Here is a 25,889-nt window from a genome sequence, read left to right as displayed (position 1 = left end):
CCCTGCCGGTGTGTGAACCGGCAGGATCAGTGTCTTAGCGTGTGCGTCTTCTGGCGATGCGCGTTTGCAACGCTGCGAGCACGTCACTGAGTTTCAGAACCTTCAGGGCGTCGAGAGAAATGGCGTAGACCACGCCCCCGAACACGATTAGTGCGCCCAGCATGCTCAGGCGCCAGATTCCGTGCCAGTTCGGCAGGTTGGGAGCGGCGAACTTCTGCGCTGCGGCTACCCAGAGGGCCATCATGAGAGAGGCGCCAATTATCCGGGCTGAGCGGCTTTTCAGCCGTGGGTCAGGCTGGAAAATGCCACGGCGATGCAGCAGCACGGCCAAAATGGCGACGTTCACGACCGCTGCAATCGTGCTGGCCAAGGGAGGGCCCACATGAGCCAGTGGCTTGTAGAGCGCCAGATTGAGCGCCAGATTCAATCCAAGGGTAAAGAAACCAATTCGGACCGGAGTGCTGGTATCCCCTTCCGCGAAAAAGCCGGGCGAAAAGACCTTGATGAGTACAAATGCTGGAAGCCCGAGGGCGTAGGCCCGGAGGGACTGGGCGGACTTCAGCGCATCTGCGACCGTGAAGTGACCGTAGCTGAACAGGCCAGCCATGATTGAGGGAGCCAGTGCAATCAGGCCCATCGTTGCGGGAAGCGTCAAAAGAAGGGCGTAATCGAGGGCCCGGTTCAGGCTGGCATGTACGGAAGCGCGGTCGTTGTTGGCCACGTGTCGCGTGAGAAGCGGCAAGAGGGTTGTACCTGCCGCCGCACCAAGAACGCCAAGAGGGAGCTGGTTGATCCGGTCCGCGAAGTACAGAATCGACGGGGAGCCAACGGGCAGTCTGGTGGCAATGATCGTGTCCACCATCAGGTTCATCTGTGTGACACCCGATCCGACGAGACCCGGCCCCATCCGTCGCATCAGACCACGGATATCTTTTGAAAAGCTGGGGCGGACGAGATGCGGCGCGACACCGGCCCGATGAGCGGCCCAGTAGAGGGCACCCAGCTGGACGATGCCCGAAATAACGACACCCCATGCACTGGTCAGGGCAACACTGTGCCAGACATAGGCCCCCAGAAAGATCGCTGCGATGCCGATGATGTTGAAACTCAGATAGGCAGCGGATGCAGCGCTGAATTTCCCCAGACCATTCAGCACGCCGGAAACCAGAGCCGCCGCACAGATCATGACCATGTAGGGGAAAGTGATCTGTGTCAGCGTCAGGGCCATCTCAAAACGCTCGCCCTGAAAACCGGGGGCAAGAATCGAGATGATGAGGGGCATGCACAGTTCACAGATGATCGTCAGGATCACCAGCCATGCCACCAGAGCGGACAGGGCCTGCCCCGCAAAACGCAGGGCCGCGGTGCGTCCCTCAGTCTCATACTTGGCGGTGAACATCGGCACGAAGGCTGCGTTGAACGCGCCTTCTCCGAACAGTCGCCGGAACATGTTCGGCAGGCGCAGGGACACCAGATAGGCGTCCTGTGCAGGGCCGGCTCCAAGGAAGGCAGCAAGAAGCTGGTCACGAATCAGGCCCAGAACACGCGAAAGCATGGTCCAGCTGCCAACTGTCAGGAAATTGCGAAGCATTTCCTGTCTCTAGCGTATCCCGCTGACGGGTAACATATCCTCCTGAAGCCAGAAGGAACGATTTTTAGCGAAGAACAGTCTCGCGCGCGTAAAGTTTTTCCGAAGGACGCGTCATGGAAGGGCGAACGGCAGCCAGACCGATACAAAGCAGAACGATTTCCAGCGTCAGCATGACGCTCGCCCAGAAGATGCCGGGCAGGCCCAGAAAGCTCGTGACGTGATGTGCGACAGAAGGCGTGAAGGCGCCAAGGGCAGCAACGACCAGAAGCGGCAGAATGGGCCGAAGGAGAGACGCTGTCATGAGAAGTCTCCTGTCATATTCCTGTCATGAGGCTCGCGTTTTTTGATACGCTGCGTCAAGGAAAAAGAGGAAACTCTCGATCCCGTCTGCGTGTTATTTTGTATCATGGTCAAAACCGCATTTTCCTCATCTCCATCAGACACCGCAGAACTCTTACGAAGGCTGGAGCGGCTCAAGCGTCTGGCCTGGGTTCTGAACTCGGCTGTCCGAATCCCCGGGCTTCGCTTGAGAGCGGGTGTTGATACGGTCTTGGGGCTCATTCCCGGAGGAGGGCTGGCTCTTGGAACGCTCCTGTCCCTCTATATTGTCTGGGAAGGCCACCGGATGGGTGTGGGAGCAGCAACCGTGCGCAAGATGCTGCTTAATGTCGGCATTGAAGCGGTAGTTGGTGTTGTTCCGCTAATGGGGGATCTGTTCGATACCGTGTTCAAGGCTGACATGCGCAATGTCCGCCTGATTGAAGAGGCGCTGTCCCGGTCGGAAACCGGGGCACCATATAATTCAGTGATCGAGAAGAATCCGGCGGACGGCCTCTTCTACCCGTCCGGGCGTCGGTTTTGAAAGCGGTGTGAACCACCGCACGAGATGCCCTTCGCGGTTCACGAGGTACTTATAAAAATTCCAGCGTGGGCGAGATAAAAATCCGCCTTCTTGCCCCAACCATTTGAAGAGCGGGATGGCATCTGGCCCTTTGACATGGGCTCTGGCCGCCATAGGGAATGAGACCCCGTAATTGCGGTGGCAGAATGTCTTGATCTCTTCTGCCGAGCCAGGCTCCTGCTCGCCAAAATCATTCGAAGGTACGCCGAGAACGGTCATGCCATCCGGGTAGTCGCGCCCATAGAGGGACCACAGATGCTGCAAGCCTTCATACTGGGGGGTAAAGCCGCATTTTGAGGCCGTGTTGACGATCAGGAGTGGCCGACCACGGAACTGGGAAAGATCGATCGTTTCCCCAGAGAGCCCGGGCAGGTGGAAATCATAGGCGCAGGTCATGGTTTCTCCCCCTCATTTTCATCTACTGTAATATCATACTGCTAAAGAGGCGAGAGCGGGGCTGGACATGGCGCTGTCATGCAGACAGGTTGTGCAACCGTTCTGTTTTTGAAAGGGAGCTTGCCTTCGTGATCCTGCGCGTCCTGATCGGCATGGCCGGTCTTCTCTGTCTTGGCGCGTTATTTTCCACGAATTGGCGGGCGATCGACTGGAAACTGGTTGCGCGTGCCTTAGCCCTTCAGGTGGCTATCGCAGCCGTAATTCTCTGGATTCCCGCCGGGGCACATGGGCTCCACATGATTTCCGGCGCCGTGACGAAGGTCCTGTCTTATGGGGATCAGGGAAGTGCCTTCCTTTTCGGTGGTCTTGTAGGGCCGAAAATGGACACGGTTTTCGGGGACGGAGGATTTATCTTCGCCCTCAAGGTTCTGCCTGAAATCGTGTATGTCGCAGCGCTTCTGGGGCTGATGCAGCACTGGGGTGTGCTTCAGTTCCTGTCGCGCATCATCGGTGGCGCTCTCGCGAAAATTCTTGGCACCACGCAGTTGGAATCTTTTTCAGCCGTGCTGACCATTTTCCTTGGTCAGAGTGAAATGCCGATTGCGCTCCAGACCTGCTTGGCCGGTCTCTCTATTGGAGAGCTAGCGACGGTTCTGTGCAGCGGGACGTCATCCATCGCAGGCTCGGTTCTGGCAGGTTATGCGTCGCTAGGGGTTCCGATGGAGAACCTACTCGCTGCATCTGCAATGGCCATTCCGGGCGGCCTGCTGTTTTCACGTGTTCTGTTCCCCGGCCCGAGGCATGTCAGCACGGAAATTGCAGGGGCCGATCATGGCCATCACAGCATGTTTGAGGCTTTGGCCGAAGGTGCCATGAATGGTGCCAAGATCGCGGTTGCAGTCGGGGCGGTTCTGATCGCCTTTGTTGGCATTATTGCCCTGACAGATGGTCTTCTGGCGATGGTCGGGCTGTCTCTCGCGCAAATCCTCGGTTACGTTTTTGCGCCCTTCGCGTGGCTTATCGGCGTGCCGTGGTCTGAGTGTGTGGTGGCGGGTGGATTGCTCGGCCAGAAAATCGCATTCAACGAGTTCGTCGCCTACGTAAATCTTTCTCCCATGATTCACGCGCATGTCCTATCGCACCGAACCATCACGATCCTGTCTTTCGCACTGTGTGGATTTGCGAATATTTCTACCATCGGCATTTTGATTGGTGCGTTTGGGAGTGCGGAGCCGCGCAGGCGGACGGATGTTTCGAAGCTGGCGGTTCGTGCCGTGGCGGCCGGTACACTTTCCAACGCCATGAGCGCTGTGATCGCCGGGCTGTTCGTCTGAAAAGCCGATTATTCCAGCGTCGGAGGTCGGTCCAGCAGCAGCGTTCTGGCTTCTTCCAGTGTAAGTTTTTCTGAAAGCAGATGGGTGATCGTCTCAAGGATCGGGACGTGCACGCCCATCTTGTGAGCGAGAGCCACGAGCGCTGGCGCCGTCAAAACGCCCTCAGCAACCGTTGTACGGGAAGCGAGGATTTCTGACAGGGGGCGACCCTCTCCGAGCTCGATACCGAGACTGTAGTTCCGTGAGCCCCGCCCGGTACAGGTCAGGATCAGGTCTCCAACGCCAGATAGGCCCGCCAGAGTGGCAGCACGTCCGCCCAACGCTTCGGCCAGGCGCGCAATCTCTGCGACAGCCCGGGTGATAAGGGCCGCCCGGCCATTTTCGCCCAGGCCTGCTCCGATCACGATACCCGCGCCGATCGCCACAACGTTTTTTGCTGATCCGGCAAGCTGCACACCAGCAATGTCGTCACTGGCATAGAGGCGAAACGATGACGAGTTGAGGATACTGGTGAGATGTTTTGCCAGCGTCAGATCCGTGCTGGCCAACGTCGCTGCTGCCGGAAGGCCTTTTGCAATTTCAATGGCGAAGTTTGGCCCGGAAAGAACGGCAGTTGGCCGATCAGGCATCGTTTCGGCGAGTACGGTAAGCGGCAGAAGCGAGGTCGCCTGTTCCAGGCCCTTACAGCACGTCACGACCGGCACACCTGGAGCGAGAACACCTTCCAGTGCGACGGATACGGAGCGGGCAGTCTGAACAGGCACAACCAGAAGCACAACGTCCGCATGTGTTGGGAAAACGCCTGTAACGGTGACCGCGTCAGGAAGCTGGATCCCGGGCAAGCGAGGAAGCTCCCGGACGCCAGCAGGAACTGGAGTTCGCATCCAGAGTGTAACGCGTGCTCCAGTACGAGCCGCGGCACATGCGAGAGCCGTTCCCCAGGCGCCTGCGCCGATGACTGCGATATGGCGCCCGTTCATGTTCATTCCTCTACCAGACGTTCGATATGCACCTGCATGTCGTCTTCCGGGTTATCCGTCGCAAGCCCCTGCTTCAACGCATTCAGGACACGAGCGGCATCCTCTTCAAATCCGAAAGGAGCATTCACGACCAGCATTCCGCATCCATTCAGGCGAGACGGGTCCAACGCCGGGCGCAGAAGAAATTCACACGCAAGAATATCGCGAATGCCTGCATCCTTCAGGGTGTTGTAAAATGCCCGAACCGGGGTGCGGTGCTTGATGGGATACCAAACCGCGACAATGCCTGCGCGAAAGCGATTGCGGATCAGCGAGATCGCCTCAGCACATTGCGTAAAGTCGTCCAGCTTCTCAAATGGCGGATCAATCAGAACCAGACCACGCTTCAGATCTTTCGGGGGGAGAAGCGCGCGCAGAGCTTCGTAACCGTTGCGATGATGAATGGAGACCTGCGGATCATCACGGAAAAGGCGACGTAACGGGCGAACATCTTCAGGGTGAAGTTCGCAGGCCACAAGCTGGTCCTGGGGGCGCAGCGCGTGGCGAGCGAGGGCCGGTGATCCCGGATAAAGACCGAGATCGCGCACGGCGGACAGATAATCCTGAAGAGCGGGATCTTCCGAGTCCAGAAGTTGGCCGATCCCGCTTTTCCATTCGCCGGTTTTCTGGGCTTCCTCAGAAGACAGGTCATACTGTCCGCAGCCTGCATGTGTATCGAGAACACAAAATCCCGCAGGTTTGCGCGCGAGGGACTTCAGAAGCACCAGAAGGATCGCGTGTTTCATGCAATCCGCAAAATTTCCGGCGTGGTAGGCGTGTCTGTAGTTCACGGGAGACAGGTTCCGGCTATGGAATCAGGAAGGGCTATGAGCGGGATGACGTTCCGCAAGAGGCCAGCGGGGACGGGCTGCGACATCTATTTCGTTGGGATGCTCACCCGCATGTAGGCGCTCAAGGGCTGCCCAGCCGATCATGACAGCGTTATCCGTGCAGAGGCGAAGCGGAGGAGCGATAAATGGGATACCGTGGCGCTCTGCGACAGTCTCCAGCGTACCGCGAAGGGGCCGGTTCGCAGCCACACCGCCTGCGACGACGAGTGCTGTCGTGTGAGGTGCCATTGCAATTGCATGTTCCGCACGGTCTGCCATGACATCTGCCACAGCCTGCTGAAAAGATGCGGCAACGTCGGCAGCAAACTGGCGCGGAAGAGCGCCTGATCCCAAGGGCTCGATCAGGCGGCTGACGGCTGTTTTCAGGCCAGAAAAAGAAAAATCGCAGCCGTCGCGCCCTTTAAGCGGGCGGGGAAGTGCAAAAGCATCAGCGTGGCCTTCCTGTGCCAGTTTTTCAAGAGCAGGCCCTCCCGGCCAGCCAAGACCAAGCATTTTGGCAACTTTGTCGAAGGCCTCGCCGGCGGCGTCATCAATGGTGCCCCCAAGGCGCACGTACTGGCCTGTCTGTTCCACGGAAATGCACTGGCAGTGACCGCCTGAGACCAGCATCGTCAAGAAGGGAAACTGAAGACCGGCCTCAAGAGACGGCAGGCGAGCCGTCAGGACGTGCCCTTCGATGTGATTGACCGCGATGAAAGGTCGCCCCAGTGCGAGAGCCAGCCCTTTTGCATAGGAACTGCCCACAATCAGCCCACCAATCAGGCCTGGGCCAGTCGTTCCTGCGAAGGTATCAATGTCCTGCAAAGTGAGGGAGGCCTTGTTGAGCACGGACTGGACAAGAGCAGGCAGGGCATCAAGATGAGCTCGTGCTGCAATTTCCGGTACGACACCACCAAGAATGGCGTGATCGTTCTGGGAAAGAACACCCTCAGCGAGAATGGTGCCATCATAGGCCAGAATAGCGCAGGCGGTATCGTCGCAGGACGTTTCGATCGCCAGAAGGGGGCGGGATGCAGCAGGGTCAGACATGGCATGCATTATGACCGAGTCTCTCATATCATGACAGCCCCGCCTGAATGGGCTACAGGTGCGGTCCATGAATGCTTCCGTCCTGTCTTCCGACGCCCTTCAAAAGGTCGCGGCGGAAGCCGTCCGCCGATCTCATGCCGCCAGCCCGTCCGGCCAGCGCAAACTCCCACTTAGAGTGGGCTCGCGCGCGTCACCGCTGGCGCTGTGGCAAACGCGGACGTTCCTGACACGTCTGACCCGTTTTTGTCCGGTCCTGCGTGACATGGGAGCATTCCAGGAACATCAGATCAGCACTGAAGGTGATCGTAACCTCAGCCAGCGTCTGGCGGAAATTGGTGGCAAGGGCCTGTTTGCCAAGGAAATCCACGAAGCTCTTGTAGCGGGCCGGATCGACTTTGCAGTTCATAGCCTCAAGGATCTCGAAACCAATCTTCCTCCCGGCCTTGTCCTTGCGTGCACGCTGAAGCGTGAAGACGCCCGTGATGCCATTATCCTGCGTGACCGGTCCACCAAAGTTGACCCAGCTGATCCGTATGCCTCTCTGCCAGAGGGTGCCTTGATCGGTTGTGCGTCCGTCCGTCGACAGGCGCAGATGCTGAGCCGTCGCCCGGATCTCCGATTTGGGCTGCTGCGCGGCAACGTTCAGACGCGTCTCGACAAGTTGCAGGCGGGGGCTTGTGATGCCACGCTTCTAGCCCTTGCGGGACTACGGCGTCTCGGGATGGAAGACCGTGTTGATATCGTTCTTGAGCCAGACCAGATGCTGCCAGCCGCAGGGCAGGGTATCGTTGGCGTAACGGTGCGCGAGAGTGACACGGAGCTGCGTGAGCTTCTGTCTGCCATCGAAGACCCGGAAGCCCGGGCTGTTTCAACTGCTGAGCGTGCTTTGCTGGCCGAGCTTGACGGGTCCTGCCGAACGCCAATTGGCGGATATGCCAGAATTGAGGCTGGCGTACTGAAGCTGACAGGTATGGTTGCGAGCGAAGACGGAACGTTCCTGATCCGCCGTGAAATCACTGGTGCGCCACTTGAGGCCGCCAGGATGGGAACGGAACTGGCAGACGAGCTGCGCCGCAATACGCCTGCTGCAATTTTTGCCGAGATGACACGCGCCTGATCATGGCGCGGCGCGCTGTTCTGGTCACGCGTCCTGAGCCGGGTCTGGCCTCTACCTCGGAGGCCCTTCGGCGTCAGGGTTGGGAGGCGATTGCCTGCCCGATGCTGGAAATTCAGACCTACGAACCCATAGCCGTGACTGACTGCGTAGCTGTAGCCCTGACAAGCGCCAATGCGCTGGCCGCTCTCAAAAATTGGCCGCGAGACCGTTTGATGGTCACGGTAGGAGCAAAAACGGCTGAACATGCTCGCACTATGGGCTTTTCCAATGTTCATGCCGCAGATGGCGACGCTGAAGCCCTTTTGGAGTTCTGCCGTCGTCATAACCTGACGGGACAGTCCCTTATGCTGGCATGTGGCAAGGGTTACGGCCTCGATCTGGCAGTGGCGTTGGGGGCCAGGCGCATCGACGTATACGCAGTGACGAAGAGGCAAGCTCTTACGGATGTTGCGCGAGACGCTTTGTTGAGCGACCGTGTCGAAGGGGTTGTTCTTTATTCCGGAAAAACGGCTGAAGCCTTCATGGAGGCTTTGGGTGCGCCGGAGCGAAATGCTCTGTCCGGTGTGAGAGCGCTCTGTCTGTCAGAGGCCATCGCTGCACGCCTGACCGAAAAGGACTGGCGTGCAGTGGAGTGGCCCGATCCACTGGAACGGCTCGGGCCTTTCGTCACCTGAAGGATCAGGCTTCGCCAGCTGGCTCCGGGAACTGCTGGGCGCGCTTGGCCTGCCACAGAGCAACGAAGTCGATCGGCTGCAGAACCACCGGCGGGAAGCCACCGTCACGGGTGACGTCGCTGATGATGGAACGCACATACGGGAAGATCAGGCGCGGCACTTCAACCAGCAGGATCGGCTCGACGAGTTCCTGCGGAGCGTTGCCGAGAGTCACGATGGCAGCATAGGTCAGCTCGGCAATGAACACCGTGCGGCCAGCCTTGCCACCTTCTTCTGCTGCGGGTTCAGCAGCTTCGGCGCGGACGGCCAGGGCAACTTCATAAACCGGCTGCTCTTCTTCCAGGCGATTTGCCTGAACATCGATGTTCACGGAGATCTGCGGTGCAGCGCGCAGGGTAGCGAAAATGGAAGCGCCAGCCGGGACTTCAAAGGACAGGTCCTTCGTGTACTGCAGATTGACGGCAAGCGGCATCTGCGGCGGAGCGCCTTCCATGTTCTGTGCAGTGTTGTCGGTGGTATTCTCGGACATGTACGGTCTCCGGATCCGCGAGGCGGATAGCGATGGAACGATTGCGATACAGTGGCGGTAGCATGATGTGTCATGCGCGCCAAGACGGGGTTCCTGCATGCGGAAGGTTGAGATTGGTCCGCTGTCGCCCTATCTGTAAGACAACGGAAATTCCAACGATCTGTGTGAAACATAATCTTCATGTCTTCTGACGACATTCATCTTCCCTCCGCTCTGATGGGCCATTCCGGCCACGCGTTCCCATGGGACATAGTGGTGCTGGCAATTCTGGCGATTGCCTTGGGCTTTCGCCTGTACCGCGTGCTGGGGCGTCGCATTGGCATGCAGGGTGTGCGTCAGGAGCGTCCGCCGGTTTTCGCCGCCGGTGGGCAGGCTTCCGCGCGTCCGACGCCTCCACCGCTGCCTGGTGCAAGCCAGCGGGGTGAGGAAACTGTCGTGGCGCAGGTCGAATACGACATTCCCGCTCCGGCAACCCGGGTGGGCAGCGTACTGGGTCGTATGACCCAGCTTGATGCGGGTTTTACGCCTCAGGCTTTTCTCAAGGATGCTGAAAACACGTTCCGCCAGATTGTTCCGGCTTTCGCTGCAGGGGACCGCGCGGCTCTGTCAGGTCTGATGACCCCGGAGACTGAAGACGCCTTTCTCTCCGCGATCAACGCGCGTGCTGAAGCCGGCGAAACACAGCGCAGCGATCTGCGCGGTATCGAAAGCATGGCCATTCTGGATGCGATGCTTCCCATCGACGATGGGGCTGCCCAGATCGGTCGAATCGAAGTTCAAATTGTGTCCCGTCAGGTTAATATGCTGACGGATCGCAACGGAGACCCTGTACAGGGCACGGATGCCGTGACGGAATTCCATGATCTCTGGCTGTTTGAACGTCAGTTCGGGACGTCGGACGCGCGGTGGCGTCTTGCGGCATCGCGCCCAGCCTGAAAATAGTTCGTCCATTATGAAAAAGCTGCTGAGTCTGGCTGCCCTGGCCATGTTGGCCGGGTGCACCACGTCGAATGAACCGTCATCTTCTGTTTCATTGACGCCTGTAGGCTTCGATGCACTCGCGGGGTGGGATCGGGAGGATTTCGCTTCGCTCCTGCCTGTTCTGCGGCAAGAGTGCCGTCGGCTGACGCAATTGCCGCCTGAAACGCCTCTCGGGGGGGCTGAGACCCTTCCGTATGGTCGCCAGGTTGGAGACTGGTCTGGTGCGTGCGCTGGACTGGAGAGTGCTGCGGATGCCAAATCTTACCTGCAGACATGGTTCCAGCCCTACGAGACCGATACCAAAGCGTTTTACACCGGGTATTTTGAACCCCAGATTGAGGCATCTCTGACGCACGAGGGGCCATATCAGACGCCTCTGTATGGGCGCCCGACAGATCTGGTTCGTGCCAAAGCAACCAACGGTCAGATGGTCACGGGACGTTGGGAGAATGGTCAGTTCAAGCCATATTACGATCGTGCCCAGATTGACGGTGGTGCTCTGGCGGGGCGCGGGTTGGAAATCGCATGGCTAAAAAGCCCTGTGGACCTGTTTTTTCTGCAAATTCAGGGCTCCGGTCGCCTGATCCTGCCAGACGGATCGCAGATCCGGGCTGGTTATGACGGCAAGAATGGCCAGCCTTATGTGCCGCTTGGGCGTGTGCTGGTTCAGGATAACGAGTTGGCTCCCTCTGCTGTCAGTATGGAAAGCATCCGTGCATGGCTGGAGGCGCATCCGGATCGCATGATGACGATGATGGAGCGTAACCCGAATTACGTTTTCTTCCGCAAAGATACGGGAAGTCTGGCACAGGGCGCGACAGGAGCATTCGGTGTGCCGCTGACTGCTGGGCGATCCGTTGCGATTGACCGATCGATCGTCCCGTTTGCGACCCCGCTCTGGGTTGAGACAAAGCTTCCGGATGCAAAGGGCCAGCCAGCGCCTTGGCAGCACCTCGTGTTCGCTCAGGATATCGGAACCGATATCAAGGGGGCGGGACGTGCCGATCTTTTCACCGGATGGGGTGCTTTTGCCCAGTATGTTGCCGGCAATCTGCATGAAAATGGCCGAATGGTCATTCTGTTGCCGCGTCCTCCAGCGGATTCGCCCACCCCATGATCCGGAGCCGCCGGGAAACACTCGGCGCCCATACGCTGATCCGGGGAGACTGCACCACAGTTCTGCGGCGCATGTCGTCGCAGACGGTGGATGTCGTGGTGACGTCTCCTCCCTATAATCTCGGGATCGAATATCGGACCTACCAGGACCAGTTGCCGGAAGATGCCTATCTGGACTGGATGGAAGACGTCTGCGCCAGTGTGAAACGGATCATGAAGGACGATGGATCGTTCTTTCTGAATATTGCTGGATCATCTTCACAGCCCTGGCTGCCGTTCGAACTGATGTCCCGGTTGCGGAAGCTTTTTGTGCTTCAGAACCATATCACCTGGATCAAGTCGATTTCGGTGGGTGAAATTACTTATGGGCATTTCAAGCCGCTGAATTCACCCCGCTTTGTTAACCGTAATCACGAGCATATTTTCCATCTGACGAAAAAGGGGGACGTCAAAGTTGCCCGGTTGGATGCTGGCGTTCCATTTACGGACAAGAGCAATATCTCGCGCCGACAGCATGAGATGGATCGTCGATGCCGTGGGGACACGTGGTTCATTCCCTATGAGACCGTGCGAAGCCGAAAAGAAAAATTCAGCCATCCCGGGACGTTTCCAATCGCGTTGCCGGAAGCCTGTCTGCGGTTGCATGGCGCCAAGCCAGGCGGGGTGTTGCTGGACCCGTTCATGGGGGTAGGGACCAGCCTGATTGCGGCGGAACGCAAGGGGTTGTCCGGCATTGGCGTGGAAAAAGACACACGTTACGTCAACATTGCCCGTAAGCGCCTCAGGGCTGCGATTGGGACCCGGGAGGAAGACTGGGAAGACGAATGATCGGTCAGACCTGTAGGTCTGACAGGATCAATCGTTTTGACTTCTTGTGTTACAATCTCCAAACCTCACATTCTCGTGACAGTGAGGAGATTTGCGGTGCGTCGCAGCACAATTACCAAAGGAATTGCCGGTCTGGTGGCACTGGGCGTTGTCGCCTGGGGCGGAACAGTCACCTATCTTGAGCATTTCGATCATGCTGGTGCGCCGCAGCTTCCCGCGAGCAGCCCCACACGGCATGACCCTATCGCCATGACAGCGTTTGCAGCGTTTCAGGAAGTCCGTTGTGACTACTGCCACACGCGCAATGCTGATCTGCCATTCTACTTCAAACTCCCGCTCGCCAATCAGATTATGAGCCGTGATCTGGAGCAGGGGCAGCGTCATTTTGAGTTTGCGCCGATCATTGAAGCGTTCCAGCAGGGCAAGCCGCCATCGGTCGAACAGCTTTCCCGTATTGAGGAAGTGATTGTTCAGAACCGTATGCCACCTGCGGCTTACCTGACGATGCACCCCCATGCTCATCTGGACGAGAAACAGCGTGCGGACATTCTGAAGTGGGTACGTGATCAGCGTGAGCGCTATTACGCCAGCTCTGATGTGGCGCCAGGATTCCGTGGCGAAGTCCTTCAGCCGATCCCGGAAACAATTGCCGTAGACTGGAAAAAGGCTGAACTGGGCCGGACCCTGTTCTTCGATAAGCAGCTTTCAGGCAATGGCCAGCTCAACTGTGCAAGCTGCCATGGCCTGAACAAGGGCGGTGTGGATAATCAGACCACGGCGACCGGCATTAATGGTCAGACCGGCCCGATTAACGTACCGACGGTTTACAATTCCGTCTTCAATATCGGTCAGTTCTGGAACGGTCGTGCCAAGGATCTGGCTGAGCAGGCTGCAGGCCCAGTGATGAACCCGCTGGAAATGGGATCTCATGACTGGGCATCCGTTGCCGATCGTGTGCGTGCTGAGCCTGGATATGCTGATCAGTTCACGGCCATCTATGGTTCGGACGATATCACCAAGAACACGGTGACGGACGCGATCGCCGAATATGAAAAAACACTGATCACCCCAGACAGCCGCTTTGACCTGTACCTGAAGGGCAAGGCAGACGCGATTACGGCTCAGGAAAAGCGTGGCTATGAACGCTTCAAGGCAATTGGCTGCTCGGGCTGCCATAGCGGTGTTGCGGTCGGTGGAGACGCTTACGAAATTCTGGGTCTGGAAGGGCCGTATTTCGAAGATCGTCACACCAAGCTGACGGCTGTGGATGACGGTCGCTTTGCCTTCACGAACAATCCGTCTGATCGTGAGCGCTTCAAGGTCCCCAACCTGCGAAACGTTGAGCTGACAGGCCCGTGGTTCCATGATGGATCAGCAAAGACGCTGGACGCTGCGGTTCGTGCCATGGCCCGTTATGAGACGCCGGATCATGACATCACAGAACAGGATGTTACGGACATTGTGGCCTTCCTGAAAACTCTGACAGGAAAGTATCAGGGCATTCCGCTCAAGGATGTTCCGGCAGATGCTCCTCTTCGGGGCGCGCAAGCCAACTGAATGTTCCAGTGACGTCAGCGAGCGGCTCCGAAGAAATTCGGGGCCGTTTCTGATTCTGGATTATTCTTCCTGTAATTTACGATCTGCCGCCTGATCAATTTCATTTCTCTCTTCCTGCGTCAGAAGACCGCGTTCAAGCTCCTGCGTTGCACGCGCTTTCGCATTTCTTGCCCGGGCCTTTGTGTCGATGGGGTAGGCCCTTTTCTCAGGAAGGCCGAAGTCATCGTCAGGTAGGCTGTCTCGCTCTTCTTTGGTCAGTTTGCTCATGGTCTGTCTCCTTTATGAGAAGACTTGGGAACGCTGCTGACGGTTCTACAAGGCGCAGCTCAGACAAAAAAATGGTCTCTTCCCGAATTGATTGTTCGCCTGAAATGTTCGGATCTCTGTGAGGGAGCAGTGCCACCGTGGCCAGTCATAGAGTTGTAGGATCGAACGTTTTGAAGAAGAGCCTGATGCCAAAATTGCGAGAGGCCTGAAATTACGTCTTTTCCATTGTTCGATCGGCATGGAAACAGTTACACGCAGTGCAGGTTATTTGCGGGATGCAAGACTGAATCAGGTCAGGTGGGGTCTTTGGTGGCAAAACGGGTTCTGAAAGAGGAGGAGGAAAGCCTGTGGCGCATGGTCGTGCGCGACATCGTGCCGCTACATCCTTCCAGACCCAAGCCCAAACCCGTTCCTGCGCCAGTACCGAAAGTTGAAGCTGTAAAGCCTGCTCGGGTTCCGCTTGTGGCGCCTCCGCCTGCTGAACAGGATCTGTCGTTCCGTGCCTTGCTGGCACGTCCCGTTCTTCGTCGACACAGACCACAGGACCTTAGAGTGGGAGTCCGGTCACCGGGTCTGGATGATACGAGCTGGAAGCGCCTGTCTCGCGGGGAGCTCAAGGTCGATGCGAAGCTGGATCTGCATGGATATATTGTGCAGGAAGCATTCGAGCGCCTGCTGGACTTCATGCATCGTGCCAAGGCACGAAACTGGCGGTGCGTTGAAGTTGTCACAGGGCTAGGCAGTGGCGCCACGAGCGGACTGATCCGTCGGGAGCTGCCGCTCTGGCTCCAGAGAGCGGACATCCGGCCCATGGTGCTGGCCGTTGTCCACCCTCATGCTGCCAACCATGGCTCCGTCCGAATTTTGCTGCGGACAAAGCGTCGGTAAAAAGTCAGAGCGGCCGCGTTTCCTGGCCGATGCGCCAGCGCGGCGTATTCATGGCAATCCAGCGTCTTAGAGCAAGGATCGCGCCAATATCAGGCGTTGCCCTAGAGAGGAATGGCGCCGCATTGTCGCCTGCAGCCAGCATGAAATGGTGCTTTTCCGCCCAGTGGCGGACGGTAGGATCTACAGCTGCGTCCCAGCAGGCCTTTTTCCAGCTTTTTACCATGTCTGGTGGGGTGAGCATGGGAAGGGCAACGGTCAGGGCTGTGTAGGTGCTTGCGGAGACCGCCTGCCATGCACGGTATAGCGCTCCTTCCGGTGGCCGCCGCCGGGCCTCCTGATAGGCTTCCAGAAAATTGGGGATCGTGTCTGACCCGGTGTCTGACAGGTCGCCCGTATGATAGAGCGGTGCTGTGCCTGGCGGTAGTTTGGCTAGAATGGCCTCTACCGGGACATCAAGTGTATAGGGAAGCACCTGAACGGCATCGACCTGATTGTTCGCGAGCGCTTCCAGTGCATCTTCCGTCCGGCTGAAGCCGGACACTGGAATAGGGCGCAGACCCAGTAACGTCAGCCCTAGCAGCGCGTCGAGTTCGGTCCCTGTTGGGCGAGAGACAGCCAAGCGGACCGGATGATCGTGGAAAAACCCCTTCAGGCGACTGCGGAGCGTTTTGTGCAGTTCTGCACGCGCAATGACGACTGTTGTCGTGTGAGCCGTCAGAAGGGGGATCCACCGTGCGAAATCATAGTGGACGCGAGAGTCACCCGTTAGAGAGGCCAACAGGACACTTCCCGGTGCAATAAGGGCCGTGCTTCCGTCCGGGGCGCTGTTAGCGTCAAAAAGATTGGCAGCGCGTACTCCGTCCTGACCGATATCCGGAGTGATCTCTAGGGGGGCATCCAGTCCCAGCGTGCGGGAGATAACGCCCGCCGCGAGTTCCCCGAACTGTCCCTGGATGGACGCCAGTGTTCCACCAAGGAGCAGATGTGCGTCAGGCATGTCCGCAGCACGGGCCAGCAGAGAGGGCATGGCGCTTCCGGCACCGAGCACGGCCAGCCCTTTCAGGCAGTCACGGCGGGTCGGGGAACGGAGCATCACGGCCAGCGAACTTCTGGAGGCATGCTCATCAGGATCGATTCGGTGTTTCCGCCCGTCTTCAGGCCAAACAGCGTTCCACGATCATGAAGCAGATTGAATTCCACATAACGTCCGCGGCGGATCAGTTGAGCGTCACGGTCGGCGTCCGTCCATGGAGTAAATATGCGACGTCGAACAACAGCAGGGTAGGCGTCGTGGAAAGCCATGCCGATGTCTTTCGTAAAGGCGAAGTCACCTTCAAGGCTGCCGGTCGAGAACTGATCGTAGAAGATGCCACCCAGACCGCGGGGTTCGTCACGGTGATGCAGATGGAAGTAACGGTCACACCATTCCTTGAAACGCGGATAGTGTTCCGGATCATGTTTGTTGCAGGCCGCTTCGAACATCTTGTGAAAGTAGTCGGCGTCACTGCGGGCTTCGGCGCTGTCGGGGAACATCGGCGTAATGTCGCCACCGCCGCCGAACCAGCCCTTTGTCGTGATAATCATGCGCGTATTGAAATGCGCGGCACTGACATGCGGATTGCAGGGATGAGCAACGAGGGAAACGCCTGTCGCAAAGAAGCGCGGGTCTTCAGATGCACCCGGAATGTTCTTGCGGAATTCGGGAGAGAATTCACCCCACACCGTAGAGACGTTGACGCCAACCTTCTCGAAGACGCGTCCACGCATAACGGACATGACGCCGCCGCCGCCTTCCGGTCTGCTCCATGCCGTCCGAGTGAAGCGGCCGGCTTCCGTGCGGTCTCGCAGAACCTGCGAGCCACCCTCAACGGCTTCGTCTTCAAGTTGCTCGTAGGACGCGCAGATCCGGTCCCGGAGAGATTCAAACCAGGCCTTCGCCTCACGCTTCAGCGTATCATGAGGCACATCCGGGCGAACGAGTTCAGCAAAAACGGGGCTGATCTGGTCCATTTTTCTCTCCCCTACCATCCTAAGGACGAATTCTTGTTACGCGGAGTGTCCTAGCAAATTGCGCTCAAGACGAACAGTTGGCTGGCTGCATGTCTGCTGCCGTTCTGTGGCGCGATGATGGCAGAGAGCATCTTGCCGCTTTGTAAACACTTGTGTGATTTTTTTCGGACAAGAATTAGCGGAGGCTTGCGCCGATCTCGCGTCTCGTGTTCCTGAACGGTCCTCAAACATGTTCATCAGGGGCGGACTGAACAATCATGTCTTCGGAAACAGAAATTCAGCCGGTTATCGGCGTTATCGGTGGCTCCGGCCTCTATGATATTGACGGTCTGGAAAACAAGGAATGGCGCCGGGTTGAAACGCCCTGGGGCGAGACGTCTGACGAACTCCTTTTTGGAACGTTCGAGGGCGTAAAGTGTGTCTTCCTGCCGCGTCATGGTCGTGGGCATCCGATCCCGCCGTCACGTCTCAACTTTCGCGCAAACATTGATGCTCTCAAGCGCTCGGGCGTGACGGACATTTTGTCGCTCTCAGCCGTGGGTTCCTTGAAGGAAGAACTGCCGCCGGGCCGCTTCGTGCTCGTCGATCAGTTCATCGATCGCAGCTTCGCGCGCGAAAAAAGCTTCTTTGAGACGGGATGTGTGGCTCATGTCGGCATGGCGGACCCGGTGTCCGCTCGTCTGCTGGATGTGCTGGAAGCGGAGTCCCGCAAGCTCGATATTCCGGTGACGCGTGGTGGAACCTACATCGTCATGGAAGGGCCACAGTTCTCGACGCGTGCGGAGAGTGAGCTCTACCGGTCATGGGATTGTTCGGTTGTTGGCATGACCAACATGCCGGAAGCCAAGCTCGCCCGTGAAGCCGAGATGACCTACGCCACGGTTGCCATGGTCACGGATTATGACTGCTGGCACACCGAGCATGACAGCGTGACGGTTGAAGGTGTGGTGAAGGTCATGAAGGGGAATGCGGATAATGCCCGCCGTCTCGTGAAGGCTGTGATCCCGGTTCTGGGTCAGAAGCGCCCGCTGGATCTTTCCGCTGAGCGTGCGCTCGACTTCGCGATTATCACCGCACCTGAGAAACGCGATCCGGCTCTTGTTGCCAAGCTGGATGCCGTTGCAGGTCGCGTTCTGAACAAAGCCTGAAATGGCTTGCCGCCCGCGTAAAAACGGGCGGCAGAAGGGAAGGGCAATCAGTGCCCTTCCTGCTTCTCGTCGATTTGAGCGTAGCCCGGCTGACCGGCGTCGGTGCTGGGATCATCCATAAGTTCGCGTTCTTCTTTTCGATCCGCGACGGGAAAATGGCGATGGTCACCCTGATCCGTGCTGCGTTCAGGAAATTCCCCAAGATTTTCCTGTAAGCGGGGATCTTCGATCTGAACATCTGCCAACTCTGGCGGTGGAAGATCCTCAACAGGCGTGCCCTCGGGAACGCCCTTGATGGAAATCAGGTCCGTCGCTTTGTCCAGATAGGCTTCAGGGCCGCCGTCCGGCTTGCCATCGGCTTCCCAGAGCAACTTGGCCTCGCGGCGGATTGCTGCGTCACGCTTTGGATCTGCTTCGAGTGGGTTGTTGCTCATGATCAGAACTCCTGAAGGGTTGGGCGCAGAACAATTTCGTTGATGTCCACGTCGTCAGGTTGTGAGATGGCGAAAGCGATGGCTCTCGCCACGGATTCCGCCGGAATTGCAATCTTGTAGAACGCTTCAACATGCTGACGACTTTCAGTGTCGCCGCTGCCCGTTTTGAGTTCGCTTTCCACTGCGCCCGGCTCGATGGACGTAACGCGAAACGCGTTGCCAGCCTCCTGACGAAGGCCATCGCTGATGGCCCGCACGGCAAACTTCGTTCCTGAATAGACGCTGCCTCCAGGGGCGAATACCTTGATCCCGGCAACCGAGGACAGGTTAATGACATGTCCCGATTTTTGACGTTCAAAGATCGGTAGCGCTGCGGCAATGCCGTAGAGAACGCCTTTGATGTTGATGTCGATCATCCGGTCCCACTCGTCGACCATCAGTCGTTTCATGGGGGCGATCGCCATCAGGCCCGCATTGTTCACGAGGACATCAAGACGTCCGAAGTCCTGCTCAACGGCTTTTACAACGTCCGCAACGTTCTGGCGGTTTGTGACGTCCAGTGTGTAGGCCCGTGCAGTCTGGCCAAGTGCTTCGAGTTCGGAGACAATTTCGTCCAGCCGATCCCGGCGCCGGGCGGCAATAGCAACGTAAGCCCCTCGTGCCGCGAGATAACGCGCGGTTGCTTCACCAAGGCCGCTGCTGCCGCCTGTGATGAGGACAATTTTTCCTGCAATGCCTTCCATGTCAGGCCTCACGCACGCTTGATGTGATGCTTCAGAAACGCGACGCTCCGGCTCCAGGCCAGATCACGGGCGTCCTGATTGAAGCTGGAACGTTCTGGGCATCCAAAGCCATGTCCAGCCTGATCATAGAGGAAGACCTCGACTTCCGGCCGGCTTGCGCGAATTTTCTGAACGTCACCTGGCGGAATAGACGCATCTTCTCCGCCGAAATGGAGCTGCGTTGGGCAGTGCGGCGCTGTGTCACAATGGTTGGCAATACCGCCACCATACCATCCCACGGCGGCATTAAAGTGGTGCGTCCGTGTCGCAGCAAGCCAGGCGATGAGGCCGCCCCAGCAGAAGCCGATAATGCCGACTGGGCGGTGACCATCATCCTGTCTCAGTTTTCGAGCGCAGGCTTCCAGATCCTGCTGGATCAGATCTGGCGAGATACCGCTTCGAAATTCCAATCCCTCCTTCAGGCCAGCTTCATTGTACGCCAGAACCGTATGGGGTTTGACGCGGTCAAAGAGAGCAGGGGCCAGAACATGGAAGCCCTGCTGAGCCAGATCAGAGCAGATGTCCCTGATGTGTCCGGTCAGGCCAAAAATTTCCTGCACGACGACAATGGAGCGTGTGGACTCGGGGGAGCCCGTCTCCCATGCCTCGAATTCGTGGCCGTCTGCCGCCTTGAGGCGAATCATGCGGCCCTCGGTCTTTTCTTGGGAATGCTTGTGGTCCATTGATTTCTGTCCAGTCTCTGTAACGCCGGAAAGGCAGATGCCATGAGCGACGTCATCAATCTCCGTCGGGAACGCAAACGCCGCAAGTCCGCAGAGGATGCGAAGGAGGCTGAGACCAATCGCCGTCTTTATGGTAGGACGAAAGGTCGGAAAATGGCGGATATGCTGGAGAAAAGGCGCTCTGAAGCCCTGCTGGACGGAAAGAAAATTTTTTCTGTTGAGAGTGATGGTTCTTGACGAAAACGGGTGACGGCACTACGTCTTTTGGCACTCTCTATATGGGAGTGCTAACTGCGCTGCAGCAATTGAGCGCGTAACCCGGCCGCGTCGCTTTATAGAAGGGCACGGCCTAAAATGGAGCGATCCATGACGACATTTCGTCCCCTGCATGACCGCGTTGTAGTCCGTCGCCTGACCGGTGAAGAAAAGACCGCTGGCGGCATCATCATCCCTGACACCGCCAAGGACAAGCCGACCGAAGGCGAGATCGTTTCCGTAGGCCCGGGCGCCCGGAACGAGCAGGGCCAGATCGTGGCTCTCGACGTCAAGGCAGGCGACAAGGTGCTGTTCGGCAAGTGGTCCGGCACCGAGGTGAAGATCAACGGTGAAGAACTGCTGATCATGAAAGAGAGCGACATCATGGGTGTGATCGGCTGAAAAGCCATCCCCGTTTCCTCTCGTTAAAAACCTCAACAGGAGATTAAGAACATGGCTGCCAAGGAAGTTAAGTTTGGTGCCGACGCCCGCGACCGTATGCTGCGTGGCGTTGATATTCTTGCAAATGCCGTCAAGGTAACGCTAGGCCCGAAGGGTCGTAACGTTGTTCTCGACAAGAGCTTCGGCGCACCGCGCATCACCAAGGACGGTGTGTCTGTCGCCAAGGAAATCGAACTGGCTGACAAGTTCGAGAACATGGGCGCTCAGATGGTACGCGAAGTTGCGTCCCGTACGAACGATCTGGCTGGTGACGGCACGACGACGTCCACGGTTCTTGCTCAGGCAATCATCCGCGAAGGTGCCAAGGCTGTTGCAGCTGGCATGAACCCGATGGACCTGAAGCGCGGCATCGACAAGGCTGTCCTCGTCGTTGTTGAAGAGCTGAAGAAGAACAGCAAGAAGATGACCTCCCCGGAGGAAATCGCTCAGGTCGGTACGATCTCTTCCAACGGTGAGCGTGAAATCGGTGAGATGATCTCCTCTGCTATGCAGAAGGTCGGCTCCGAGGGCGTCATCACGGTCGAAGAAGCCAAGGGCCTGCATACGGAACTCGACGTTGTCGAAGGTATGCAGTTCGATCGCGGTTACATCTCCCCGTACTTCGTGACAAACCCGGAGAAGATGACGGCTGATCTCGATGCGCCGTACATCCTGATCCATGAAAAGAAGCTGTCTTCGCTTCAGCCGATGCTGCCGCTGCTTGAGAGCGTTGTGCAGTCCGGCCGTCCGCTGATGATCATCGCTGAAGACGTCGATGGCGAAGCACTTGCCACGCTGGTCGTGAACAAGCTGCGTGGTGGCCTGAAGATCGCTGCCGTCAAGGCTCCGGGCTTCGGTGACCGTCGCAAGGCCATGCTGGAAGACATCGCCATCCTGACGGGTGGGCAGGTGATTTCCGAAGACATCGGGATCAAGCTGGAATCCGTCACGCTCGAGATGCTGGGTCGCGCCAAGAAGATCCACATCGAGAAGGAAAACACCACGATCGTTGAAGGCGCTGGCAACAGCGACGACATCAAGGGTCGTTGCAACCAGATCCGCGCTCAGGTTGAAGAAACAACCTCTGACTACGATCGTGAGAAGCTCCAGGAGCGTCTTGCAAAGCTGGCTGGTGGCGTTGCCGTCATCCGCGTCGGTGGCAGCAGTGAAGTTGAGGTAAAGGAGCGCAAGGATCGCGTTGACGACGCCCTGCACGCTACCCGCGCCGCTGTTGAAGAAGGTATCGTCCCGGGTGGTGGTACGGCTCTTGCCCGCGCTTCCGTTGCTCTGAAGGGGCTGACCTTCGATAACGACGATCAGCGTATCGGTGGCGAGATCGTTCGCAAGGCGCTTCAGACGCCGCTGCGTCAGATCGCTGAGAACGCTGGTGAAGACGGCGCCGTGATCGCTGGCAAGGTGCTCGAGAACGACACCTACAACTTCGGCTTTGATGCTCAGAACGCTGAGTACAAAGACTTGGTTGGCGCGGGCATCATCGATCCGACGAAGGTTGTTCGTACGGCTCTGCAGGATGCCGCTTCGGTTGGTGGTCTGCTGATCACGACGGAAGCCATGGTTGCCGAGCGCCCTGAGAAGAAGGCTCCGGCTGCTCCAGGTGGCATGGGCGGCATGGGCGACATGGATTTCTGATCCAACGCCTCAGATTCCCCGGTTTTAAAAAGCTGGGGAATATGTCGAATAATTACGAAAAAAGCCGTCTCACCTCAGGGTGGGGCGGCTTTTTTTGATTGCTTTGATATGTGCCCGACGCATATGTGACCCTTATGCAACGCTTGTTACAAAACCATCACGTAACAATCTAATGCGGTGGAAGTTGGGGTGACACTTTCGCAATGAAATGTCTAAACGGCGTTACTGCCTTTAGAAGGATTTCGTTTCATTATGATCGTATCGCGTCGCAATACGTTACTTTGCGCATCGGTCCTGGGTATGGGCGCGCTTTCAAGCGTTGCTCATGCTGCAACCGAAAGCACTCACACCTCCTCACATGTGCGCCACAAGACTGTGACTCATAGTCCGGTGCGTTCTGCTGCGACGCCTGCAACAACCGCTTCGGCATCGCTGGCTGGTCCAGTCGCAACTCCCCAGTTTGCTGCGCCAGTAGCGGTCAACCGATCTCACGCTGTTCGTTCCATTGATTCTGGAACGCAGGAGAGCGTGGTTGTTACCGGTTCGGCTTTGGGAACCTCAAACAACACCAACGCCAACCCGGTGCAGATCGTTACTTCTAAGCAAATCCAGCAGACGGGTGCGACAACACTTTCCGATTTTTTTCAGCGTCTGCCGTCGGTAGGCTCCAGCAGCCAGCAGAACACTGACACCAACGGTGGTGGTGGTGTCAGCTGCACGGATATTCGTAACCTTGGTACGAACCGCGTTCTCGTTCTGATCGACGGAAAGCGCGCCACGCTGAACAGTCAGACGTCATGTTTTGATATGAATGCTGTTCCCATCCAGCAGGTGGCGAGTGTCGAAATCCTGAAGGATGGTGGTTCAGAGCTTTATGGTGCGGACGCGGTGTCAGGCGTCATCAACATTAAGCTGCGTCACGATCTGGATACCGGCAACATCACGATACGCGGTGGAATCACGGGGCATGGTGATGCGCCGCAGGGCGTAATTTCCGGCTTTAAGGGGTTCAACTTCGACCACGGCAAGGGTAACGTCACCGTGTTCGGTCAATACATGACGCAAGGTGGGGTGCGTCAGCGCAACCGTTCCTGGTCACGAAATAACATCCAGATCGGAAATGATGCTGATCCTTCCCAGAACCGGTTTGGATCGAGCTACTCGCCATATGGCTCGTTCTTTGGTGCCGAAAATGCCTACCGGAGTGATCTGAACGGCAATCTGGTTCCGGGAACAAGGCGCTACAATTTTGCGCGCGACACATCCCTGACAAACAACCTTCAGGATGCCACCCTGAATGGTGACGCGCATTACGACGTTAACGAACATTTCTCGCTCTATTCGAATGTGATGTACTCACATTCGAACTCCATGACCAACATGGCAGCTGAGCCTGTGCAGGGTGGACTGTCTGCAACCGGGCCTTACCCGACGTCCTTCACCATCCCGTCGAACTACCCAGGCAACACAACGGGTGAGGATCTCCAGATGCTTCGCCGCTATAATGAGTGGGGCCCTCGTGAGACGCAGACAGCCAGCGACACGCTAACGGCCAAGGTTGGCGCACAGGGCGTGATCTACAAAGGCTGGAAATACGACATCTCGTATACGTACGGCTCAAATATGTATACCTACCAGCAGAGCAACATGGGCAGCTATCCGGCCCTGCTGAACAGCTATGGTCTGGAGCCGACGAACTTCGGCGATCCGGATTCTGGCATGACGTATAATTCCAATCTGTGTGCATCGACGCCGAATTGTGTGGCGGGAAGCCCGTTCTCCTCGCTTTCCCCCGCTGCTGCACAGTACTCCAACCTTAATACCACGACGCATGGCCATTATCAGCTTCGTGATCTTAACCTGCGTATCCATAACGATCATGTCGTGAAGATGCCGTGGGCTAATGGTGGCGATGTCGGTATCGCGATGGGTATGGAGCATCGCGGCGAACAGCTGACCTATACACCGGACCCGGCAATCCAGGCAGGGACGGCGCTGACGAACCCGCAGGGCGTGACGTCAGGCGGTTTCAACGTGACGGAAGGTTACCTCGAAGGAAAGGCGCAGCTTCTCAAGAATGCCTTCCTCGCTAAAGATCTGACCGTTGACGCTCAGGGTCGCTATTCGTCCTACAACACGTTTGGAGGCGTCAAGAACTGGAAGGCTTCCATCGACTGGGCTCCGACGCGTGATATCCGTTTCCGCGGTACGATCGGAACCTCGTTCCGTCAGCCCAATGTTAATGAGCTTTACGGTGCGCAGGCCCTGAGCTACGAGACATCGCTCGATCCGTGCGCTGGAGCCTCTAATCCGGTTGTCGTTGCCAGCTGCATGAGGGCAGGCGTGGCGAATCCTGCCACGTTTACACAGCAAGGTGCAGGGCAGGTGGCGACTATTCAGGGTGGTAATACAAAGCTACGCCCTGAAGCGGGCAGGACTTACACATTTGGTGCAGTTCTGACGCCGCGCTGGATCCCGAACCTGTCTACCTCGGTGACGTTCTGGCATTACAATGTCAGTTCCACGGTTGGCTCACTTTCAACGAACTATATTCTAAACAACTGTTACGACGGCTCCAATACAGCGCTTTGCAACTTGGTAAGTCGCTCAGCTAACGGACAGATTGCGCAGGTCATGGCTGTAGGTCAGAACCTGGGTACTATGAACACAAGTGGTATTGACTGGGATTTTGACTATCGGATCCGTCTGACAAGCATGGATTCCATTACGATTAGCAATAACTTGCAGAATCTGGTCAATTTCTCCCAGCAGCAGACGCCGGGCGGCCCGTATTATCACTACACCAACGCGATCTATTACCCGAACGGCACATCCAACCCGCGCTGGCGTGATTATGCCACCGCGACATGGCAGCATGGTCGGTTTTCGTTCACTTATATGGCAAACTACACCGGTGGCCTGCATTACAACGACACCTCGTCGTTCATGCAGATGTCTGATGGGTATGGTCGTGTAAAGGCACCCGCAATGGTGCAGCAGGACATTGCCCTCGGCTACCGCTACAACTCGTGGAACTTCACGGGGGGTATCAACAATATCACGGACAAGGCTCCGCCATTCTTCCCTGATGGCGCAACGAATACCGACGCTTCGACCTATTCGTCGTTCGTTATCGGACGTAATTTCTGGTTGCAGATCAGCAAAGACTTCTAAGTTCGACTGTCATTTGACCAAATGACAAAGCAAAACCCGCAGCTTCTTATGGGACTGCGGGTTTTTTCTTTTAGCGGTCTTTGAATCTTCTGCTTGTACTTTGTTCAAAAATGCGTGGTAGAAAAAATCGTTTAGGGCGCATCCAACCTTCTGCTCTTCCAGCAAAAGGCGGCTCTGTCTGGCCAAAATGGGGGAAGAATTTGAAGTGTGCCAGCTGCTGTGGCTACGGCGTCG

27 protein-coding genes are annotated in these 25,889 nt (G+C 57.3%); 14 read left to right on the top strand and 13 right to left on the bottom strand.

The window, feature by feature from the left end; genetic code table 11:
* Nucleotides 1-34: 34 nt before the first annotated feature.
* Together murJ and ABF979_RS00795 are read right to left on the bottom strand one after the other, a co-directional pair.
* Nucleotides 35-1,591, bottom strand: coding sequence for a murein biosynthesis integral membrane protein MurJ (gene murJ / locus ABF979_RS00800; RefSeq protein ID WP_415557348.1), 1,557 nt, complete (start codon nucleotides 1,589-1,591; stop codon nucleotides 35-37).
* A 64-nt stretch (nucleotides 1,592-1,655) separates the two neighbouring features.
* On the bottom strand, nucleotides 1,656-1,892 hold the full coding sequence (locus ABF979_RS00795; protein WP_046899673.1) for a hypothetical protein: 237 nt from the start codon (nucleotides 1,890-1,892) through the stop codon (nucleotides 1,656-1,658).
* Nucleotides 1,893-1,997: 105 nt separating this feature from the next.
* Between ABF979_RS00795 and ABF979_RS00790 the strand changes: the two genes are divergently transcribed.
* Nucleotides 1,998-2,453, top strand: coding sequence for a DUF4112 domain-containing protein (locus ABF979_RS00790; RefSeq protein WP_215748880.1), 456 nt, complete (start codon nucleotides 1,998-2,000; stop codon nucleotides 2,451-2,453).
* Here the strand turns inward: ABF979_RS00790 and ABF979_RS00785 are convergent.
* Nucleotides 2,394-2,888: a glutathione peroxidase gene (locus ABF979_RS00785; RefSeq protein ID WP_046899671.1), complete on the bottom strand. Its 495-nt coding sequence runs from the start codon at nucleotides 2,886-2,888 to the stop codon at nucleotides 2,394-2,396. The genes ABF979_RS00790 and ABF979_RS00785 overlap by 60 nt on opposite strands.
* Before the next feature lie 89 nt (nucleotides 2,889-2,977).
* Between ABF979_RS00785 and ABF979_RS00780 the strand changes: the two genes are divergently transcribed.
* The gene (locus ABF979_RS00780) at nucleotides 2,978-4,222 is read left to right on the top strand and encodes a NupC/NupG family nucleoside CNT transporter (RefSeq protein ID WP_415557347.1); all 1,245 of its coding nucleotides are present in this window, start codon (nucleotides 2,978-2,980) and stop codon (nucleotides 4,220-4,222) included.
* A gap of 8 nt (nucleotides 4,223-4,230) precedes the next feature.
* Here ABF979_RS00780 and ABF979_RS00775 read toward each other — a convergent pair whose 3' ends face one another.
* The 3 genes from ABF979_RS00775 to tsaD are packed head-to-tail and all read right to left on the bottom strand — an operon-like array spanning nucleotide 4,231 to nucleotide 7,130.
* Nucleotides 4,231-5,208 carry an NAD(P)H-dependent glycerol-3-phosphate dehydrogenase gene (locus ABF979_RS00775; RefSeq protein ID WP_415557346.1) on the bottom strand — a complete coding sequence of 326 codons (978 nt, stop codon included), beginning with the start codon at nucleotides 5,206-5,208 and terminating at the stop codon, nucleotides 4,231-4,233.
* Complete coding sequence (locus ABF979_RS00770) at nucleotides 5,205-6,032, bottom strand: 23S rRNA (adenine(2030)-N(6))-methyltransferase RlmJ (protein ID WP_415557345.1); 828 nt, start codon at nucleotides 6,030-6,032, stop codon at nucleotides 5,205-5,207. Before ABF979_RS00770 ends, ABF979_RS00775 begins: the two co-directional genes overlap by 4 nt.
* A gap of 24 nt (nucleotides 6,033-6,056) precedes the next feature.
* On the bottom strand, nucleotides 6,057-7,130 hold the full coding sequence (gene tsaD / locus ABF979_RS00765) for a tRNA (adenosine(37)-N6)-threonylcarbamoyltransferase complex transferase subunit TsaD (protein WP_415557344.1): 1,074 nt from the start codon (nucleotides 7,128-7,130) through the stop codon (nucleotides 6,057-6,059).
* A 58-nt stretch (nucleotides 7,131-7,188) separates the two neighbouring features.
* On the opposite strand from tsaD, the gene hemC reads away from it, so the two are divergent.
* Both hemC and ABF979_RS00755 read left to right on the top strand, forming a co-directional pair.
* Nucleotides 7,189-8,238 (top strand): hydroxymethylbilane synthase, encoded by a 1,050-nt coding sequence (gene hemC / locus ABF979_RS00760; protein ID WP_064273994.1) that lies wholly within the window; start codon nucleotides 7,189-7,191, stop codon nucleotides 8,236-8,238.
* A gap of 2 nt (nucleotides 8,239-8,240) precedes the next feature.
* Nucleotides 8,241-8,912: a uroporphyrinogen-III synthase gene (locus tag ABF979_RS00755; protein ID WP_415557342.1), complete on the top strand. Its 672-nt coding sequence runs from the start codon at nucleotides 8,241-8,243 to the stop codon at nucleotides 8,910-8,912.
* A 4-nt stretch (nucleotides 8,913-8,916) separates the two neighbouring features.
* Here ABF979_RS00755 and secB read toward each other — a convergent pair whose 3' ends face one another.
* Nucleotides 8,917-9,441: a protein-export chaperone SecB gene (gene secB / locus ABF979_RS00750; RefSeq protein WP_046899665.1), complete on the bottom strand. Its 525-nt coding sequence runs from the start codon at nucleotides 9,439-9,441 to the stop codon at nucleotides 8,917-8,919.
* Nucleotides 9,442-9,621: 180 nt separating this feature from the next.
* Between secB and ABF979_RS00745 the strand changes: the two genes are divergently transcribed.
* The 4 genes from ABF979_RS00745 to ABF979_RS00730 all read left to right on the top strand — a co-directional run bounded on the left by ABF979_RS00745 (nucleotide 9,622) and on the right by ABF979_RS00730 (nucleotide 13,923).
* Nucleotides 9,622-10,377 carry a Tim44/TimA family putative adaptor protein gene (locus tag ABF979_RS00745; protein WP_415557341.1) on the top strand — a complete coding sequence of 252 codons (756 nt, stop codon included), beginning with the start codon at nucleotides 9,622-9,624 and terminating at the stop codon, nucleotides 10,375-10,377.
* A 16-nt stretch (nucleotides 10,378-10,393) separates the two neighbouring features.
* Nucleotides 10,394-11,539, top strand: coding sequence for a murein transglycosylase A (locus ABF979_RS00740; RefSeq protein ID WP_415557539.1), 1,146 nt, complete (start codon nucleotides 10,394-10,396; stop codon nucleotides 11,537-11,539).
* Nucleotides 11,536-12,366 (top strand): DNA-methyltransferase, encoded by an 831-nt coding sequence (locus ABF979_RS00735; RefSeq protein WP_046899662.1) that lies wholly within the window; start codon nucleotides 11,536-11,538, stop codon nucleotides 12,364-12,366. The genes ABF979_RS00740 and ABF979_RS00735 overlap by 4 nt, the downstream gene beginning before the upstream one ends.
* 96 nt (nucleotides 12,367-12,462) lie before the next feature.
* Nucleotides 12,463-13,923 carry a cytochrome-c peroxidase gene (locus ABF979_RS00730; RefSeq protein WP_415557340.1) on the top strand — a complete coding sequence of 487 codons (1,461 nt, stop codon included), beginning with the start codon at nucleotides 12,463-12,465 and terminating at the stop codon, nucleotides 13,921-13,923.
* Nucleotides 13,924-13,983: 60 nt separating this feature from the next.
* Here ABF979_RS00730 and ABF979_RS00725 read toward each other — a convergent pair whose 3' ends face one another.
* Entirely contained in the window at nucleotides 13,984-14,190 is a 207-nt protein-coding gene (locus ABF979_RS00725) for a hypothetical protein (protein WP_415557339.1), read from the bottom strand.
* Between the two features lie 309 nt (nucleotides 14,191-14,499).
* Between ABF979_RS00725 and ABF979_RS00720 the strand changes: the two genes are divergently transcribed.
* Nucleotides 14,500-15,078: a Smr/MutS family protein gene (locus ABF979_RS00720; RefSeq protein WP_415557338.1), complete on the top strand. Its 579-nt coding sequence runs from the start codon at nucleotides 14,500-14,502 to the stop codon at nucleotides 15,076-15,078.
* Nucleotides 15,079-15,082: 4 nt separating this feature from the next.
* On the opposite strand, the gene ABF979_RS00715 is transcribed toward ABF979_RS00720, so the two are convergent.
* Nucleotides 15,083-16,171: a hypothetical protein gene (locus ABF979_RS00715; RefSeq protein ID WP_415557538.1), complete on the bottom strand. Its 1,089-nt coding sequence runs from the start codon at nucleotides 16,169-16,171 to the stop codon at nucleotides 15,083-15,085.
* Nucleotides 16,171-17,088, bottom strand: a complete 918-nt coding sequence (gene hemF, locus ABF979_RS00710) for an oxygen-dependent coproporphyrinogen oxidase (RefSeq protein ID WP_415557337.1) — start codon at nucleotides 17,086-17,088, stop codon at nucleotides 16,171-16,173. The genes ABF979_RS00715 and hemF overlap by 1 nt, the downstream gene beginning before the upstream one ends.
* Nucleotides 17,089-17,345: 257 nt before the next feature.
* Between hemF and ABF979_RS00705 the strand changes: the two genes are divergently transcribed.
* Nucleotides 17,346-18,236 carry an S-methyl-5'-thioadenosine phosphorylase gene (locus ABF979_RS00705; RefSeq protein ID WP_415557336.1) on the top strand — a complete coding sequence of 297 codons (891 nt, stop codon included), beginning with the start codon at nucleotides 17,346-17,348 and terminating at the stop codon, nucleotides 18,234-18,236.
* A 47-nt stretch (nucleotides 18,237-18,283) separates the two neighbouring features.
* On the opposite strand, the gene ABF979_RS00700 is transcribed toward ABF979_RS00705, so the two are convergent.
* From ABF979_RS00700 to ABF979_RS00690, 3 genes are read right to left on the bottom strand one after another with little or no spacing between them, the layout of a single operon-like run.
* Complete coding sequence (locus ABF979_RS00700; RefSeq protein WP_415557335.1) at nucleotides 18,284-18,670, bottom strand: DUF2934 domain-containing protein; 387 nt, start codon at nucleotides 18,668-18,670, stop codon at nucleotides 18,284-18,286.
* Nucleotides 18,671-18,672: 2 nt separating this feature from the next.
* The gene (locus ABF979_RS00695) at nucleotides 18,673-19,413 is read right to left on the bottom strand and encodes an SDR family oxidoreductase (RefSeq protein WP_211496502.1); all 741 of its coding nucleotides are present in this window, start codon (nucleotides 19,411-19,413) and stop codon (nucleotides 18,673-18,675) included.
* Between the two features lie 8 nt (nucleotides 19,414-19,421).
* Nucleotides 19,422-20,135: a dienelactone hydrolase family protein gene (locus tag ABF979_RS00690; protein ID WP_415557334.1), complete on the bottom strand. Its 714-nt coding sequence runs from the start codon at nucleotides 20,133-20,135 to the stop codon at nucleotides 19,422-19,424.
* 42 nt (nucleotides 20,136-20,177) lie between these two features.
* On the opposite strand from ABF979_RS00690, the gene ABF979_RS00685 reads away from it, so the two are divergent.
* The 4 genes from ABF979_RS00685 to ABF979_RS00670 all read left to right on the top strand — a co-directional run bounded on the left by ABF979_RS00685 (nucleotide 20,178) and on the right by ABF979_RS00670 (nucleotide 25,655).
* Nucleotides 20,178-20,372, top strand: a complete 195-nt coding sequence (locus ABF979_RS00685) for a DUF4169 family protein (RefSeq protein ID WP_415557333.1) — start codon at nucleotides 20,178-20,180, stop codon at nucleotides 20,370-20,372.
* A 129-nt stretch (nucleotides 20,373-20,501) separates the two neighbouring features.
* Nucleotides 20,502-20,792, top strand: coding sequence for a co-chaperone GroES (locus ABF979_RS00680; protein WP_046899653.1), 291 nt, complete (start codon nucleotides 20,502-20,504; stop codon nucleotides 20,790-20,792).
* A gap of 51 nt (nucleotides 20,793-20,843) precedes the next feature.
* Nucleotides 20,844-22,481, top strand: coding sequence for a chaperonin GroEL (gene groL, locus ABF979_RS00675; RefSeq protein WP_415557332.1), 1,638 nt, complete (start codon nucleotides 20,844-20,846; stop codon nucleotides 22,479-22,481).
* Between the two features lie 252 nt (nucleotides 22,482-22,733).
* The gene (locus ABF979_RS00670) at nucleotides 22,734-25,655 is read left to right on the top strand and encodes a TonB-dependent receptor domain-containing protein (protein ID WP_415557331.1); all 2,922 of its coding nucleotides are present in this window, start codon (nucleotides 22,734-22,736) and stop codon (nucleotides 25,653-25,655) included.
* Nucleotides 25,656-25,889 lie beyond the last annotated feature (234 nt).

Origin of the sequence: Gluconobacter sp. (assembly GCF_047723935.1) — a bacterium.
Lineage (GTDB): Bacteria > Pseudomonadota > Alphaproteobacteria > Acetobacterales > Acetobacteraceae > Gluconobacter.
This window is presented reverse-complemented; position numbering and strand designations above follow the sequence as displayed.